Here is a 17305-nt window from a genome sequence, read left to right as displayed (position 1 = left end):
CAATGAGGTTTATTAATTCTTTAAGATCTATCGAAGGAGTGAGCATATATCCTATCATCACGCTGATATTATTTATGACTATCTTTATCCTTGCGGTGATTTTGATTTTTTCTAAGAGTAAAAAAACAATCAATGAAATCAAAAGGATTCCCTTAGATGACAATCAAGACGAATCATTAAACATCCACAATCAACAATAATAACATGAAAAAGACACATAAGATTTTTATTCAGATTACAGCTGTTTTGACATTCATCACTATGCCAATTGCAGGATTATTTGCGGAAGCAGCAGAAGAAATAACAAACAATACGAATGAAATTTCATCAGGTTATTTTTATATCATTTCAAGCATCTTGGCATTGATTATCATAGCGATCTTGTTATTCATTTTGTCTATCAACAAGCAAATCGCACCCATGATAAAAGAAATCAATGAAAAGAAAGGGATTAAAAAACGTTCATGGCTTGAACAGCTTAACGAAACAAGGAGTTTAGATTCTGAATCTGAAGCTGCCATTGACTTAGGGCATGACTATGATGGAATCCGTGAGTTAGATAATCCTACTCCTCCATGGTGGAAATGGGGTTTTAGAATCAGTATGGTATTTGCCGTAGTGTATATGTGGGTTTATTTTGTAGGAAAAAATGCACCGCTTCAATTAGAAGAACTTGCTATTGCGAATGCGCATGCCGAACAAGCAAAAGCAGAATACTTGGCAAAATCAGGCAATCAAGTTGACGAAAACAATATCCAAGCAATAACTGATGCCGGTGAAATCGCAAAAGGAAAAGAGATTTTTGAGAAAAACTGCTCTGCTTGTCATTTGAATGACGGTGGAGGACTAATAGGTCCAAACTTAACTGATGATTATTGGATGCACGGCAACACCTTGAATGATATTTTTAAAACCATTAAATACGGTGTGCCGGGTACGGGAATGGTTGCATGGCAGGCAAATTTTTCTGATAAACAAATCGTTCAAATAACAAACTTTGTCAAATCTCTTCACGGAACCACTCCTCAAAGTGCCAAAGAACCTGAAGGTGATTTAATCAAAAATTAAGTATTGCTTAAATGAATGAGGAATTAAGTAATAAAGACATTCCCTTATGGGATCAATCCTTTCGCGACCATCTCACAACTGTTTCAGAAGACGGTAAATCAAAGTACATCAAACCAACAAAACCAAAAGGTAAGTGGTTTAATAGACGTGCCGTTTTGGCTGTTTTATATTATGCTGCTTTCTTTACTGTTCCTTTTATTAAAGTGAATGGGAGACCCTTATTGCTCTTTGATTTTTTTAATGGGAAATTCATCTTATTCGGAAAAGCATTTTGGCCCCAAGATTTCTTTGTATTGGGATTAATTATGCTGGCAGCCATTCTATTTATTGCAATCTTTACGGTGGCTTATGGCAGAATATTCTGTGGTTGGATTTGCCCTCAAACTATTTTTATGGAGATGTTGTTCCGAAGGGTGGATTTTCTAATTTTAGGAACACCCGCAAATCATAGGAAATGGTCAAATGCACCTATGTCTGCCAAAAAAGTCGGAATTTTTTCTCTTCGATATGGGATTTATGCACTGCTTTCTTTCATCATTGCTAATACTTTTCTTTCCTATATCATCGGTGTGGACGAGCTGTTTAAAATTATTACAGAGCCTGTTAGTCAACATCTTGCGGGCTTTATAGGTATTATAATTTTTACTGCTGTTTTCTTTGGTGTATATGTATTTCTGAGAGAACAAGTCTGTACAAATATCTGCCCTTATGGTCGTATGCAAAGTGTGTTATTAGACAAACACAGTATTGTTGTTGCTTATGACTACGGACGCGGAGAGCCCAGAGGAAAGTTTAAAAAAGACCAAGGGGACTTGGGTGACTGTATTGATTGTTTTCAGTGTGTAAATGTATGCCCTACCGGGATAGACATCAGGAACGGAACTCAATTAGAATGTGTGAATTGTACCGCTTGTATCGATGCTTGTGATTTTATGATGGAAAAAACCGGTCGCCCTAAGGGATTGATACGGTATGATTCTGAGTTTAATATCGCAAATAATAAAGCATTTACTTTTACTAAAAGACTCAAGCTTTATTCTGCTGCCTTAATTTTCCTTCTTGTATGTATCGTGAGTTTATTAGCTTCTCGTAGTAATATTACAGGTCAGATATTGAGAACTCCCGGGCTGCTATACCAAGAAAAAGGTACTGATAGTATTTCAAACTTATTTAATATCAAAATCATCAACAAGACACTCACCAATAGGATGTTTGAGCTTAGATTAGAAGATATGAATGGTGCTATTCAATACGTTGGTAAGCCATATATTGCAGGAAAGGCAGATGATTATTCTTCGGCTACATTTTTTGTGATTCTGCCCAAAACCGAAGTTAAGAACCGTAAAAATGAAATCAAAATCGGACTATATGAACAAGGAGAAAAGATAAAAACTTTGAAAACAAACTTCTTAGGTCCTATTGCGGCCATGAATTAACACTATATGAAAGAAAGAAAATATGGTTTTTGGAATTGGGGAACAGGCATTGTAATCACTCTGTGTCTGGGAGCAATTGCAATACTTTTTCTGGTATATCAAACAACCAAAGTAAGCTTTTCAATGGTTGAGAAAGATTATTACAGTGCAGAACTAAAATATGACCAAAAAAAGTCTGCACTTGCCAACACAAAGAGCCTCTCTTCTAAGATTGACATTCACTTTGATGGCAAGTTTTTAATGATACAATTTCCTAAAGAATGTATCGCTCAGAACATTGAAGGAGAGCTGGTTCTATACAGACCCTCCGATCAAAACATGGATATAGTCGTGCCCCTTGAGCTTGACAAAGATGGAATGATAATAATTGAAGGAAACAAGTTGCTATCCGGCAAATACATTCTCAAAGGCGGTTGGACTATGAACGACAAAAGTTATGATGTGGAGCAACCTTTCTTCGTTAAAAAATAGCCCTTATACAAATTATAGCAGCGATATTCGCATGTTGATTTTCCTGTTCTTCTATTGTTTACACTGATCATCATACCCGCGCTCACACTTGGATTCTTAGGCAGTTTTCATTGTGTAGGGATGTGTGGTCCTATAGCACTATCATTGCCAGTTGGTCATCTTTCAGGAATCAGAAAAACACTAGGCATTATCTCTTATAATCTCGGAAGGGTGGTTACCTATGCTATTTTAGGTGCATTATTCGGAATGATTGGAAAAACCTTTGTGCTATTTTCTTCACAACAGCTCCTCTCAATAATTTTGGGAATCCTCCTAATGCTGATGTTTATCTTGATGTTAGTTGGCAAAAGGATTATGGGTAATTCAACATGGCTTCAACAATGGAACAGAACATTAAGCAAAACAATGGCTCCATTATTTCAACACAAAAACCCTTTGGTGTTAAGTATAATAGGACTTTTAAACGGTCTTCTACCTTGCGGTTTGGTATATATGGCAATTACCGGTGCCGTAGCATTTGCTTCACCTTGGCAGTCAGCGGTTTTTATGGCTTTTTTTGGATTAGGTACACTCCCTGCAATGATGCTCGTGAGTATTGCCGGCAATATGATTCAACTATCATTGCGAAACACCATCCGCAAAATTTCTCCTTACATTATAGGATTGATGGGTTTGCTAATGATTCTGAGAGGAATGAACCTTAACATCCCCTACTTTAGCCCTAGCCTTAAACAAGACAAGATGAAATGCTGTGAGCTGCCTGATAAGTGAGCCCAAGCACAAAACGTCTTTAGTTGGCATTGAAACCCTTATTGGGAAAAGTGCTAATACGTGAGTTTGAGCAATATTTTTCATTGGCATTTTTCTATACCTTTGCGCAACCTAAAAAAACACAACACAATGTCATATCTATTTACATCAGAGTCTGTATCAGAAGGACACCCGGATAAAGTTGCCGACCAAATTTCAGACGCGCTTTTAGATAATTTTCTTGCTTGGGATCCAAAATCCAAAGTAGCATGTGAAACTTTAGTTACAACCGGTCAGGTTGTATTAGCAGGTGAAGTAAAATCAGACACCTATATTGATATTCAAAAGATTTCGCGAGATGTCATTGCCAAAATAGGATATACAAAATCTGAATATATGTTTGAAGCCAATGGTTGCGGTGTTTTTTCTGCTATACATGAGCAATCGCCCGATATCAATAGAGGAGTGGAAACTAAAAAATTGGAAGACCAAGGTGCCGGAGACCAAGGTATCATGTTCGGTTATGCAAGCAATGAAACACAGAGTTATATGCCACTGTCGCTTGACCTTTCGCATTGCCTGTTGAGAGAACTTGCCGAAATCAGAAGAGAAGGCAAGAAAATGACCTATTTGAGACCTGATTCCAAATCTCAAGTTACAGTAGAATATGGGGATGACAACAAGCCTAAAAGAATTGAAACTATAGTTGTTTCAACTCAACATGATGAATTTGTAACTGCAAAATCTTCTAAAACAGCTGATATTGCTAAGGCAGATAAAGAAATGCAATGCAAAATCAAAGAGGATGTAATCAATGTATTAATCCCAAGAGTATTAAAGAAATATCCATACTTCAAACCCTTTTTTAACAAGGATGTAAAGTACTTGGTAAACCCGACAGGAAAATTTGTAATCGGAGGTCCTCATGGTGACACAGGTTTAACCGGTAGAAAAATAATTGTAGATACTTATGGGGGTAAAGGTGCTCATGGCGGTGGTGCATTTAGCGGAAAAGATCCTTCAAAAGTTGACCGTTCTGCTGCTTATGCCATGAGATATATTGCCAAAAATATGGTTGCTGCCGGCATTGCCGAAGAAGTGTTAGTGCAAGTTGGATATGCTATTGGTGAAAAAGACCCGGTTGGTCTTTATGTAAACACCTATGGCACTGCTAAGGTTAAAATGTCTGACGGAAAAATTGCTGAAAAACTTATGAAAATAGTTGACCTTAGACCTTACAGTATTGAGAAAATGTTCAATCTCAGAACACCTATTTACTCTGAAACTGCATCTTACGGTCACATGGGCAGAGAGCCTCAAGTAGTTGAAAAGACCTTTGAAAGACCTACCTTCGGCAAAATAGAAACTAAGAAAATTAAAGTAAAACTATTCCCTTGGGAAGAGTTAAATCATATTAAGATTTTTAAAAAAGAATTCAATTTAAAATAAACTAAAAAACATGTGTGGAATTGTAGGTTACATCGGACAAAGAGAAGCGCTGCCTGTTATTATTAAAGGCTTAAAGCGATTAGAGTACAGAGGTTATGACAGTGCCGGAGTTGCGTTGTTAGACAGTAAGCTACATGTTTTTAAAACCAAAGGTAAGGTTGTTGATTTAGAAAACATTATTCCACCCAAAATGCCTCAAAAAATTGGAATGGGACATACCCGTTGGGCAACCCATGGTGTTCCAAACGATATCAACGCTCATCCTCATTTGAGTCAAAGTGGCGATATGGCGGTCATTCACAATGGTATTATTGAAAATTACAATTCTTTAAAAGAAGCTCTGATGAGAAAAGGGCACGTGTTTCAAAGTGAAACCGATACTGAAGTGCTGATTCATTTGGTTGAAGAAATCAAAGAAAGAGAAGAGTGTTCATTGGAAGAAGCAGTACGCCTTGCACTCAACCAAGTTGTGGGTGCTTATGCTATTGTGATATTGTCGCGCAATGACTCAGGTAAATTGATTGCTGCAAGAAAAGGAAGTCCGCTCGTAATTGGATATGGTGAAGAAGGTGAGTATTTTCTTGCTTCTGACGCAACACCGATTGTTGAATACACAAGAAAAGTTACCTATTTGAATGATGGAGAAATGGTTTTTATTAATAATGGCAAACTCACCATCAAAACAATAGAAGACGTTGTTAAATCTCCCTACATTCAAGAGTTAGAAATCAACTTAGATGCCATTGAGAAAGGTGGTTTTGAGCATTTCATGCTAAAAGAAATCTTTGAACAACCCAAATCTATCCTTGATTCATTCAGAGGCAGAATTGACTCTACAACAGGTCAATTTATGATGAGAAGCCTTCAGGAATACGAGGAAAAATTAAAAAATATCAATCGAATTGTGATGCTGGGCTGCGGTACAAGCTGGCATGCCGGACTTGTAGCTGAATATTTGTTTGAGGAGTTAGCGCGTATTCAAGTTGAAGTTGAATATGCCTCCGAGTTCAGATATAGGAACCCTGTTATCAGCAAAGATGATTTGTATATTGCCATTTCTCAAAGTGGCGAAACCGCAGACACGCTTGCAGCCATGTCATTGGCTAAGGAACATAATGCAACTGTCTTTGGTGTTTGTAACGTAGTTGGTTCTTCCATCCCTCGAATGAGCGATGCAGGAGCATATACACATGCAGGTCCTGAAATTGGTGTGGCTTCTACCAAAGCTTTCACCTCTCAAGTTACTGTTCTCTCATTGTTAGCTTTGGCACTTGCGGATCTTAGAGGAACAATCAGCAAATCTCAACTGAAATTGTACATGGCAGAATTAGAGAACATTCCTGCTAAGGTTGAAAAAACATTGGAACTCAATGAGAAAATCATTGAAATATCAAAGAAGTTTAAAGATTCTCACAATTTTCTGTATTTAGGACGCGGAGTTAACTTTCCGGTTGCGTTAGAAGGTGCACTTAAACTAAAAGAAATCTCTTATATCCATGCAGAAGGATATCCTGCTGCCGAGATGAAACACGGTCCTATTGCACTGATAGACGACCAAATGCCGGTTGTGTTTATTGCAATTAAAAAGGGACACTACGAGAAAATGATAAGTAATATACAAGAAGTAAAAGCCAGAAAGGGAATTGTGATAGCTATTGTTAATGAAGGGGACAGCCAAGTGAGAAACATGGCTGATTATGTGATCGAAGTTCCCGAAACCGATGAAATCTTCTCTCCTTTGTTAACCACCATTCCGCTGCAATTACTCTCTTATCACATTGCTGTTATGCGCGGTTGTAACGTAGATCAACCTCGCAACTTGGCTAAAAGTGTTACTGTGGAGTAAAGGATAAAGTCTGAATTATTCCATCTGTTCAAAACATAGTAAAAACCCAAGGAAAGATCATTTGCGTTAAATCGGGGCTTTCCAAACGTGATTCTATCACTTGGTTTACTTTAAAGTCGTTTTATAACTAAAAACTTGGTTTGACCGGGTTTTGTAGTAGTTAAGGCATGGGTATTGTGTTGGAGGATACTTACCGTAACAAGTAAATCAACCAACTCTGCCTGCTTCTTTTCATTTTATTCTTTTTGAAAGTAGGACAACGAACTTATTGTGCCATTGAAGTATTCTTGTTAAAGAATTGACTGACAAATTTGCCTGTATAGGACGATTTGCAGTTGGCTAATTCTTCGGGAGTTCCCGCAAAAACAAGGTTACCGCCTTTATCTCCTCCCTCCGGTCCTAAGTCTATTACATAATCAGCACATTTAATCATATCCGGATTGTGTTCAATTACAATCACAGAATGTCCTTTTTCAATCAGCGCGTTGAGCGAACCTAGCAGTTTTGAAATATCATGGAAATGTAAACCTGTTGTAGGTTCATCAAAAATAAAAAGAAGCGGTTGGCTTCCGTGTCCTTTACCTAAGAATGAAGCCAGTTTAACTCTTTGGGCTTCTCCACCACTCAGCGTGTTTGAAGATTGACCGAGCTTGATATAACCCAGCCCGACTTTTTGTAGAGGTAGCAATTTCTCACTGATTGTTTTATTATCCTCAAAGAAAATCATGGCTTCATCCACTGTCATTTCTAGCACTTCTGCCACATTTTTACCTTTATATTCCACTTCGAGTACTTCGTCTTTAAACCGTTTCCCATGGCAAAATTCACATGGAAGCACGATATCTGCCATAAACTGCATTTCAATCGTTTGAACACCATCACCCTTGCAGTGTTCACAACGTCCTCCTTCCACATTGAAAGAGAAAAAAGAAGGTTTATATTTTTGGTTTTTAGAAACACTTTGCTCCGCAAATAAATCGCGTATAACATCCCAAGCTTTAACAAAAGTAACAGGATTGCTTCTTGACGAACGTCCTAAGGGGTTTTGGTCAATCAGTTCCACCCCTTTAATCAAGTCGTATTTGCCTGTAAGCTCCAAAAACCTTCCGGTTTTAATTCCCGAATACAGTCCTAATTTTTTTTGCAATGCAGGGTAGAGAATCTTCTTTACCAGAGTTGTCTTGCCGCTTCCACTCACTCCTGTAACAACTGTCAGTGTACCTATGGGGAACGAAACATCAATATACTTTAGGTTGTTTTCATGAGCACCTTTCACGGTAATCATATTGACAGCTTTGCGTCTGAAAGCAGGAATGGGGTTGCAAATTTTTCCTGTTAAATAATCTGCAGTAAGTGAGTTTGTAGCATGTGTGAGTGCATTAAAATTACCTGCAAAAACTACTTCACCACCGTGTGTACCTGCCAAAGGTCCAATATCAATAATGTAATCAGCGGCTTTCATCATTTCTTCTTCATGTTCCACCACAATGACCGTATTATTTTTCTTTTGCAAATCTTTCAATACTTCAATTAATTGGAGGGTGTCACGAGGGTGCAACCCAATACTAGGTTCATCTAACACATAAATAGAACCTGACAATGAACTTCCCAAAGAGGTTGCCAATCTCACTCTTTGAGATTCTCCGCCACTCAGCGTATTTGACATTCTATGCAGCGTTAGATATCCTAATCCTGTTTTATATAAAAATTCCAATCGGTTTCTTATTTCAGTCAAAACCCTCTCTACTGCTTTATTTTGGATTCCTTCAAATTCTACCTCTTTAAAAAAATAGTAGGCTTTTTCAACCGGCATAAGGAGTATATCCATTAATGAAACTTTGTCAGGCAGATTTTCAAATTTCTTTTTAGGAACTAATTTTACATAAGTAGCTTCTTTGCGCAGTTTTGTCCCTTTACATTCCGTGCAAATAGTTCTACCGCGATAGCGTGAAAGCATCACCCGGTATTGAATTTTATAAGATTTCTCTTCTAAATGGGCAAAGAAATCAAAGATACCTTTTGCTTTGTTAGTACCGTTCCACAAATATTGTTTTTGTTCCTCGGTGAGATCTTTGTATGCCCTGTGAATTGGAAAATCATCCATGACAGCTTGTTTCAAAAAATGCTGCTTCCACACACTCATTACCTCTCCCTTCCAGGGAACAACACAATTGTCAAAGACAGAAAGGGTAATATCGGGAATCACTAAGTCCGGGTCTATATCATTAATCTCTCCCAAGCCTTCACATCGTTGGCAAGCACCCGCTGGACTGTTAAAACTCATATTGTTCAAATCCGGTTCTTGGAACAAAATGCCATCTTTCTCCAACACATCGGCAAAAGAGCGAATCTTAGTGCTGCCATCTTTTTGTTCTATCAGCAAAGAGCATTTGCCGCTTCCTTCCCAAAAAGCGTTTTCCACTGAATCAAAAAAGCGAGTACGCATTTCATCATCTTCTGCCATGAGTGCAAGTCTGTCAATAATTAAATAACAGTCGTACAAACTTTTGAGTTGTGTAACCTCTAATTTATCTAATCTGACAACTCCTTCATTTTTATGATAAAGCCTTACAAAGCCTCTTTTTTTAACAGACTCAATTTCCTTCTGCACATCAACCGTCTTGTTATTCCAAGATTTTAGTTTCGACATAATGATAATAGACGTATTTGGAGCTAATTCAGCAACAAAATTCCATACATCTTCGGGTCTTTGTCTGATTACTTTTTCTCCTGAAACCGGACTGTAAATACTGCCTAATCTTGTAAAAAGTAGTTTCAAATAGTCATAAATCTCTGTGGCGGTTGCAACCGTAGAACGTGGGTTACGTGTAATAATCTTTTGTTCGATGGCAATAGCCGGAGCTAATCCTTCTATAACATCAACTTCGGGCTTGGGCATTCTCCCCAAAAACTGACGTGCATATGACGATAGGCTCTCCACATATCTGCGCTGTCCTTCTGCATAGATTGTATCAAAGACAAGCGATGTTTTTCCCGATCCTGAAACACCTGTAACAACCGTAAAAGATCCATGGGGTATCTCTACAGAAACAGATTTAAGATTATGCTGCCTTGCACCTTTGATTATCAAGGAGTTATAACTATTTGGTTTATTGCTCATACATAAAATTCAAAAAAATAATTTGGTAAAAAAGAATTAATCTCTTAATTTAGTCGCCATATTTAACGCATAGGTCTATAAGAAAAATCTCTACAAAGCCCAATTTATTAATAGCTTGAACCAAATTTTCGCTCTGCAAAATAGGAGATTTTATTATGAATAGACAACAAATTTCAGACAGGGATTTAATTAGCAATTTCATAGCCGGCAATGAGGCTTGTATGGAAATGCTTGTGAAGCGCTATAAATTTAAGGTTTATACAGCAATATACCTTGTTGTACAAGACACTTATATTGCAGAAGATATCTTCCAGGAGACTTTTATTAAAGTGATCAGGACCTTTAAATCAGGTAAATACGAAGAGAACGACAAGTTCAAACAATGGGTAATGAGAATTGCGCGAAATCTTGCCATTGACTATTATCGCAAAGTCAAAAAGATGCCCAAAATCACCCGAGATGACGGAAGTGATATATTTGAAACACTCAATTTTTCTGAAAAAAGTATTGAAGATAAAATTGTGCAAAATGAAAGAGAAAGAGTCATCAGAATGTTTATCAAAGAATTACCGGAAGAACAAAAAGAAGTGTTGATTTTGAGACATTATGGAGATTTGAGTTTTAAAGAAATTTCTGAATTGACCGGAATCAGCATAAATACCGCTTTGGGAAGAATGCGCTACGCACTCATTAACCTTAGAAAATTAATTAATACGCACGCTCCGGACCTTAATAAATAAGTCAAAAAACACTCATCATAAATTATTTAAAATTTAAGCAATAAAGAACGAATTAGTTTCGTTTTGTGATTGTTTATTGGATTATAAATGATGACACTATGGATATAAAATTTACTCAAGAAGATTTAATTAGATTCGTTTACCAGGAAACATCACAAGAAGAGAATATTCAGATTTTGCAAACCCTTGAAAAAAGTAAAGAGTTGCGTGATGAGCTTTCCGAACTGCTTGCTACTATTGATTTATTGAATGAATTAAAGTACGAGCCAAATGAAACAATTCTCAAAATTTTGAATGAAGAAGCCAGCTCTTCTTCACTCGAGATGTCTTAGAATGAATCTTTATCCGATTTGTTCGTTTACGACTAAATCTGTTAGCCGCCTTGTTTCCTTTTGCTGTTCTCTTTACAAACATTAATCCCTCTTTCAGCGTCAACTATTATTGGTAAATCACCCTTACCTTCGCAGCATTCATGGAAAATCTTGAGATAGGAGAAATCTTTGCTCTTTATGGTAAATTACTTGAACTGCATGGCGAAAACGCTTTTAGGGCTGCCAATTACCTGAATGCACCCTTTAAATTTAAAAAACTAAATGAGCGTATTGCAGACATGGACGAAGAACAAATCGTGTCTCATCCCGCATTGGGGAAATCGCTTGCTGAAAAAATTCCAGAAATACTGCTAAAAGGCAGTTTTGCCGATCTTGACAAATTGATAGCAAAAACTCCTGCAGGTCTTATTGAGTTACTTAGTGTTCGCGGGCTTGGTGCAAAAAAAGTCAGAGAACTGTGGACACAACTCGGGGTTGAATCTCCGGGAGAACTTCTCTATGCTTGCAAAGAAAACAGACTGATTTCACTCAAAGGATTCGGAGAAAAATCACAACAGAATATTGTCAAAGAATTGGAATTCAGAGAGTTGAACTTAGGCAAAATCTTATTTTCAGCCCTGCAACCAACAGCAGCACAACTTTTTGATTTTATCAGCAACCTTGCGTGTATCAGCCGCGTTGAATATAGCGGAGCATACAGAAGACTATGCGAAATCATCAGTAAATTAGAGTTTGTTGTGGTATGTAACAACCTTGAACAACTGAAACAAGAACTGTCCGGTTTGGGTTTGCAAATCAAAGAAGAGTCTCCGTCCCAATTAAACTATGAACTTAAACCCGGATTTGAATTTGTCTTACATATTGCCAACGCAAATAATTTTGCTTCAACCTTATTCAGGACGAGTGCATCTGCAGCGCATTTGTCCAAGATTACAATGATTCGGGAACATGCATCAACCGAAGAAGAAATTTATCAAGAGAATGGATTGCACTTCATACGTCCTGAACTGAGGGAAGGATTGAATGAAATAGAATTAGCTCGCCAAGGAATCATACCGGAAGCAGTTTCATACTCCGATGTAAAAGGGGTGTTACACAACCACACTCAGTGGTCAGATGGTAGAAATACGGTGAGAGAAATGGCTGAATTTTGCATTGCAAAAGGCTGGGAGTACATAGCCATTTGCGATCATTCACAAACAGCAGCTTATGCTGGAGGTTTGTCCATTGACAGGGTCTTGCAGCAGTTTAATGAGATTGACAAACTTAATGTTGAACTGGCTCCGTTTAAAATTTTCAAGGGAATAGAAAGCGATATTTTGGGCGATGGCAGCCTTGATTACCCCACAGAAATTTTAGCTCAATTTGACCTTGTGGTTGCATCGGTACACAGCAACTTGAATATGGATGAAGAACGAGCCATGCAAAGATTAACTGCCGCTATAGAGAATCCCTACACAACGATTCTTGGACATCCAACAGGACGACTTTTGTTGAGCAGAAAAGGGTATCCTGTCAATCATAAAGAATTGATAGATATCTGTGCAGCCAACCAAGTTGTCATAGAGTTAAATGCCAATCCCCACAGACTTGATATCGACTGGCGATGGCTTGACTATGCTGTGAGCAAAGGAGTAACTATTGCTATTAACCCTGATGCACACAATTTGAAAGGACTGACTGACATGCAATATGGCGTTAATGTTGCTCGCAAGTCAAATCTTCAAAAGGAATTTGTGTTAAACAGTTTGAGTCTTGCAGAGTTTGAACAGTTTTTATCCCGTATAAGACAAAGTAAAGGTATATGAACTACGTTGAATTTTGCAAACTTTGGGACGATGAAACCATGACAGGGTTTCAGCTCAAAACCTCCGGTTCTACAGGAGAACCTAAACCGATCTTACTTGAGAAAAAATGGCTTGAATACAGCGCGAAGCAAACACAACAAACATTAGGCATCACTTCCGGCAAAATCTTTTGTTGTATTCCAACTGACAAAGTGGGTGGTTTCATGATGATGGTGCGTGCAAGAGTACTTGGACTTGGTTTTGAATATGCAGAGCCTTCTTCTGATCCCATGACAAATCTGGTTTTTAATCATGATTGTACATTTATTAGCTTAGTGCCGCTGCAACTCAAAGCGATTTTAGAAAACCTTGAATCTGTGCAAAAACTCAACCGATTCTCACATATTCTGATTGGTGGCGGACCCATTGACGACAATGTAGTAGCAGCACTACAAACATTAAGACCTGCCATTTATCACACTTATGCAATGACGGAAACTTATTCGCATATTGCACTCCGAAGGCTCAATGGAGCAAAAGCTCAAAAACGATTTTATCCTTTACCCAATGTCAAAGTGCAATTGAATGAATCCACTTGTTTGCAAATTCAAACCCAATTTTCTGCATTGATAGACACTACTGATTTAGCCCATATTTATCCGGATGGTTCTTTTGAAATTCTCGGAAGAGCTGATTTTGTTATCAATAGTGGTGGTATAAAAATCTTGCCTGAAAGGGTTGAAAAACTCATTGCTGAAAGCCGTATCGTACCATTTGCTTTTGTCATTAGCAGCAAGCCCGACAGTCGTCTTGGCGAAAAGGTAGTAATGGTGTGCAACCAAGACACCAAGCTTCCCCTGAACACGCTGCAAACCCTTAAAAAACAACTGCCAAAATATCATAATCCGTTGGAGATTATATTGGTTACTGATATTCCTCACACAAATAACGGTAAACCGGATAGAAAAAAATTAAAACAATTATTGTCCCACACTTAAGTGGATGCTTTTGCTGTACTGTGCAGCACTAAAACCCAAAACCTATATGTATCCCAAGGCTCACGTGATATTCGTTTGAATCAAAAGCAAACTCTACAGTAGGGCCTAAATGAAAATGTTTAAACTCAAATTCATAGGAAGTTTCCACATGAAAAGAAAATTGTGGTTGACTAAACTGATTATCTTCAAAAGTCAGCCCCGGTGCAAGTGCAATTTGATACCTATCAATAGGACGGTAATTGCCAACTAAACTGAAAGTATGGTGTTTGTGATGATTAAAAATACTCTCATATCCTATACCTGCACCAAATTTTGATTCTTTAATTTTACGGATATAATGGACATGTAACCCGTAATCCCAAATTTTTTCATGCGGAAAATACACAGGATTGGGCGCAATTCCTATTTCATTTTTGTGATTGTCGTGGTGTGAATGTTCTTGAGCCTGCAAAGAAGATGATCCCAAAATAAAAAAAGTAGTGAAGCATAATGCTGCTGAAAGAATTACGTGTTTAATTCGCATAAAAATATCAGTGTTTGAATCAAAACCTATACCTAATGACAACCCTTGCCAAATTGGCACACCTTACTTCTCCAATCATATTAAAAATCAAAAAGGTAGCGGGCTGATTAAAATAAATAAATTGATCCAAAAATAGCTTTTTCTGTTTTTCTATTCTCAAAATTTGCATGTAAAATAATCAAAAGATAATATTACAAATTTGATTAACGTTTATCTTTGACTGCGTGTTAATCTTTAACTTAAAACAAGTTGTCTTTAAACACTGAGCAGTTAACAATTGCTAAACTATAAAAACACTTACCAGCCTTTTATTTATCTATATACAAGAACTATTAAAGTACAGCAATGCACAGACTACATTAAATAATAAAAACTCTCCATCACTACTCATTTTTCCTTTTGTTGAATGAGAGTATTGCTCTGCCATTGACTAGTTGTCCTTTAGTTAACTTTTTTTCTTCTATAAGTTTCGGTTCAATGAAGACATACTCAATGAAACCAAAGTTTTGTGGAGAAACCAATTTCAAAATACCTTTAAAATCCTTTATTGTATCTGAATTCGTGTTGGAGTCAACTTTTTTCAGGACGATACACATGTGAACAGGGTATATATTTAGCGGTTTTAACCTATACTACGCTTGATGGTCATACCTATGAACAAAGTTAGACATTAGTGCTCTTAAGGTAGTGTAGCTTCAGACACGGTTTGCTCGCAATCTTATAACTATAATCCGAATCGATTGTTCAAACATCATTTTTGACGTTTGTAAAAGATATAATCAGAAACTAAAGGCTCTACCCCTTGGTTTTTTAAATCTGTTACTATTTGCCCTCGGTGGTAAGTAAAATGGTTCACAACATGAAAAAGTATATCCCTGATACTATTACTAAAAACTTCTCCTTTGCTATTTGTGTATTGAATGACCTCGCATAGGTCTGCTTTGTTAAGTATTTGCAAAGTATGCTGAAAGTTTTCTTGATTCATGGTTTTTAATTCAGCTATAGTGTGCAACTCCCATACACCAATTATAGGCTTTGTCTTTTCTATTCGATAATTCCAAATATGATGAGCATTGACAACATGATTAATAAGCTTTACAACTTTTTCAGAGACTTTTTCGGGGTTGTTTTTAATAACATCAAACACTTGTTGATTGTAATAATGGCTGTATTCAAATAATGCTGTAAAAAACTGTTTCATCGGAAGTGATTTTATATACAAGTCGGGTTATTCTGCTGCCCACAATGGCAATCATCAAGCAACCTCATTCTGTGTCCAAATGTAAGATTTTAGATGAGAATTGTATTCCAAAAAAGTTGTTTTGAAAGTGAGCATAACAGATATGCTACAACCACAATCAAAGTCAAGTTATTACAGATTGTTTTTCATTGGATTATTAGTTTTTGATTGTAACTATTCTTACTATCTGTAACTTGTACTTTATATATGCCTCTTGAAAAATTGCTACAATCAATTTCTGTCCTGTTTGAAATGTTGTCTTGAGCATAAATCTTACGTCCGGTTATATCAAAAACTTCAAGAGAAAAACTTTTATTAGGCAATTCAATTGTAAAAGTATGCTGTGCAGGGTTTGGATAAACTTGTAATACTGCATTTCTCTCAACTGATACTTGAGTAACAGCAGTTTTGTTGCACATTATTTCAATCAGTTTTTGCCATATAGTATCATTCATGGTAAAAGGTACGGCACTGCTTGTAGGGGCATTGCCCATACGTATAAAAGTCAAATTCATGCTGGGCACTACATTTATGAATTGCCCATTTTTTCCCAAAGCTGCATACATATCAGCAGGTGCATTGGGATTGAGGTATCCGTTAAATTGCAGTTGTAAATTTGGAAGTCTGTAAGAAGATTTTCCATTCAACCACCACAAGTAACCATAGGACTGGTTGATATTTTGCGAAGTATTTACCATTTGATTGAAGTATTCCGTATCGGTCAAAATCTGGTTGCCATTCCAGTTCCCGTGATTGAGAATCAATAGTCCAAAACGAGCCATACTCCTTGGTTTACTGTAAAATACATTGTTGTTGTTCGAATAAACAAACATTCCTGTCATACCGATAGGCACTCCGATATTTTGCATTACATAAGAATTGAGCGATTGTCCGGTAGCATAATAAATAACACTGTCAAGCAAGGTATAGGGTGCATTGTGATAAGCCCATCGGGTGCCTGCATCAGCAATGTATTGGAGACAGGTGTCGGCAAAACAGTGGTTATCAGGCACACCATCATCTAAGCCACTTGTCATGGAAAGTTGGTGCTTAATTGTGATTAAATCTTCTTTTGCCGGGGGGCAAACTGTCCAACCTGCCCCAAGATATTGAGAGGTCGGGTCATTTATATCAAGAAATCCTTCTTGTTGTGCAATACCCACCGTAAATGCAGTGAGTGTTTTGCCCGCAGATGCCCAATACCAAACACTATCCATAGTAAATGTGCCGAAGTATTTCTCCATAACAATTTTACCGTCTTTAAGCAGTATAAATGCTTTTGAATTTCGGGCTTCCAAATAGTCATACAGGGTGTCTATCTTGTCTTCACACCAGCCGAGCGAAGCGGGAGAAATGGTATCCCAATCAGTACCTGAGGTTGGAGGAAAATAAAGTGTTTGGGCTTTGGCTGTAATGGAAAAAACATATATAATAAGTAGTAAATATTTTTTCATTTTTATGTTGATTTAAGTCGTGAACACGGTTCACATTTTACATTTAATACACTTTCAAATGTATGCTTTTCATTTATACAGTCGAAAAAT

15 protein-coding genes are annotated in these 17305 nt (G+C 37.2%); 11 read left to right on the top strand and 4 right to left on the bottom strand.

The features are described from left to right. Nucleotides 1–2: 2 nt before the first annotated feature. The 7 genes from M0R38_09505 (at nucleotide 3) to glmS (ending at nucleotide 7020) form a co-directional block, all read left to right on the top strand. A complete protein-coding gene (locus M0R38_09505; GenBank protein MCK9481979.1) occupies nucleotides 3–200 on the top strand; it encodes a cbb3-type cytochrome c oxidase subunit 3 in 198 nt (65 codons plus the stop codon). 4 nt (nucleotides 201–204) lie between these two features. Then, nucleotides 205–1068, top strand: a complete 864-nt coding sequence (locus M0R38_09500) for a c-type cytochrome (protein ID MCK9481978.1) — start codon at nucleotides 205–207, stop codon at nucleotides 1066–1068. An 11-nt stretch (nucleotides 1069–1079) separates the two neighbouring features. Beyond that, nucleotides 1080–2504 carry a cytochrome c oxidase accessory protein CcoG gene (ccoG, locus tag M0R38_09495; GenBank protein MCK9481977.1) on the top strand — a complete coding sequence of 475 codons (1425 nt, stop codon included), beginning with the start codon at nucleotides 1080–1082 and terminating at the stop codon, nucleotides 2502–2504. 6 nt (nucleotides 2505–2510) lie between these two features. After that, nucleotides 2511–2975 (top strand): FixH family protein, encoded by a 465-nt coding sequence (locus M0R38_09490; GenBank protein ID MCK9481976.1) that lies wholly within the window; start codon nucleotides 2511–2513, stop codon nucleotides 2973–2975. Between the two features lie 54 nt (nucleotides 2976–3029). Beyond that, entirely contained in the window at nucleotides 3030–3746 is a 717-nt protein-coding gene (locus M0R38_09485; protein ID MCK9481975.1) for a sulfite exporter TauE/SafE family protein, read from the top strand. A gap of 129 nt (nucleotides 3747–3875) precedes the next feature. After that, nucleotides 3876–5174, top strand: a complete 1299-nt coding sequence (metK, locus tag M0R38_09480; GenBank protein ID MCK9481974.1) for a methionine adenosyltransferase — start codon at nucleotides 3876–3878, stop codon at nucleotides 5172–5174. A 10-nt stretch (nucleotides 5175–5184) separates the two neighbouring features. After that, nucleotides 5185–7020: a glutamine--fructose-6-phosphate transaminase (isomerizing) gene (glmS, locus tag M0R38_09475; GenBank protein MCK9481973.1), complete on the top strand. Its 1836-nt coding sequence runs from the start codon at nucleotides 5185–5187 to the stop codon at nucleotides 7018–7020. Nucleotides 7021–7285: 265 nt separating this feature from the next. On the opposite strand, the gene uvrA is transcribed toward glmS, so the two are convergent. Next, nucleotides 7286–10141 (bottom strand): excinuclease ABC subunit UvrA, encoded by a 2856-nt coding sequence (gene uvrA, locus M0R38_09470; protein ID MCK9481972.1) that lies wholly within the window; start codon nucleotides 10139–10141, stop codon nucleotides 7286–7288. 155 nt (nucleotides 10142–10296) lie between these two features. On the opposite strand from uvrA, the gene M0R38_09465 reads away from it, so the two are divergent. From M0R38_09465 to M0R38_09450, 4 genes are all read left to right on the top strand, one after another. After that, the gene (locus M0R38_09465; protein ID MCK9481971.1) at nucleotides 10297–10881 is read left to right on the top strand and encodes a sigma-70 family RNA polymerase sigma factor; all 585 of its coding nucleotides are present in this window, start codon (nucleotides 10297–10299) and stop codon (nucleotides 10879–10881) included. 98 nt (nucleotides 10882–10979) lie between these two features. Further along, the gene (locus M0R38_09460) at nucleotides 10980–11213 is read left to right on the top strand and encodes a hypothetical protein (GenBank protein ID MCK9481970.1); all 234 of its coding nucleotides are present in this window, start codon (nucleotides 10980–10982) and stop codon (nucleotides 11211–11213) included. Between the two features lie 140 nt (nucleotides 11214–11353). Continuing rightward, complete coding sequence (locus M0R38_09455; protein MCK9481969.1) at nucleotides 11354–13021, top strand: helix-hairpin-helix domain-containing protein; 1668 nt, start codon at nucleotides 11354–11356, stop codon at nucleotides 13019–13021. Then, entirely contained in the window at nucleotides 13018–13998 is a 981-nt protein-coding gene (locus M0R38_09450; protein ID MCK9481968.1) for an AMP-binding protein, read from the top strand. The genes M0R38_09455 and M0R38_09450 overlap by 4 nt, the downstream gene beginning before the upstream one ends. A gap of 28 nt (nucleotides 13999–14026) precedes the next feature. On the opposite strand, the gene M0R38_09445 is transcribed toward M0R38_09450, so the two are convergent. The 3 genes from M0R38_09445 to M0R38_09435 all read right to left on the bottom strand — a co-directional run bounded on the left by M0R38_09445 (nucleotide 14027) and on the right by M0R38_09435 (nucleotide 17215). Then, nucleotides 14027–14581 (bottom strand): hypothetical protein, encoded by a 555-nt coding sequence (locus tag M0R38_09445; GenBank protein MCK9481967.1) that lies wholly within the window; start codon nucleotides 14579–14581, stop codon nucleotides 14027–14029. Between the two features lie 691 nt (nucleotides 14582–15272). Then, on the bottom strand, nucleotides 15273–15722 hold the full coding sequence (locus M0R38_09440) for a damage-inducible protein DinB (GenBank protein MCK9481966.1): 450 nt from the start codon (nucleotides 15720–15722) through the stop codon (nucleotides 15273–15275). Nucleotides 15723–15907: 185 nt separating this feature from the next. Further along, entirely contained in the window at nucleotides 15908–17215 is a 1308-nt protein-coding gene (locus M0R38_09435; GenBank protein ID MCK9481965.1) for a serine hydrolase, read from the bottom strand. Nucleotides 17216–17305 lie beyond the last annotated feature (90 nt).

Source organism: Bacteroidia bacterium (assembly GCA_023228875.1).
Taxonomy (GTDB): domain Bacteria; phylum Bacteroidota; class Bacteroidia; order NS11-12g; family UBA955; genus JALOAG01.
Note: the sequence above shows the minus strand (reverse complement) of the source record. Positions and strands in the feature narration are given on the sequence as shown.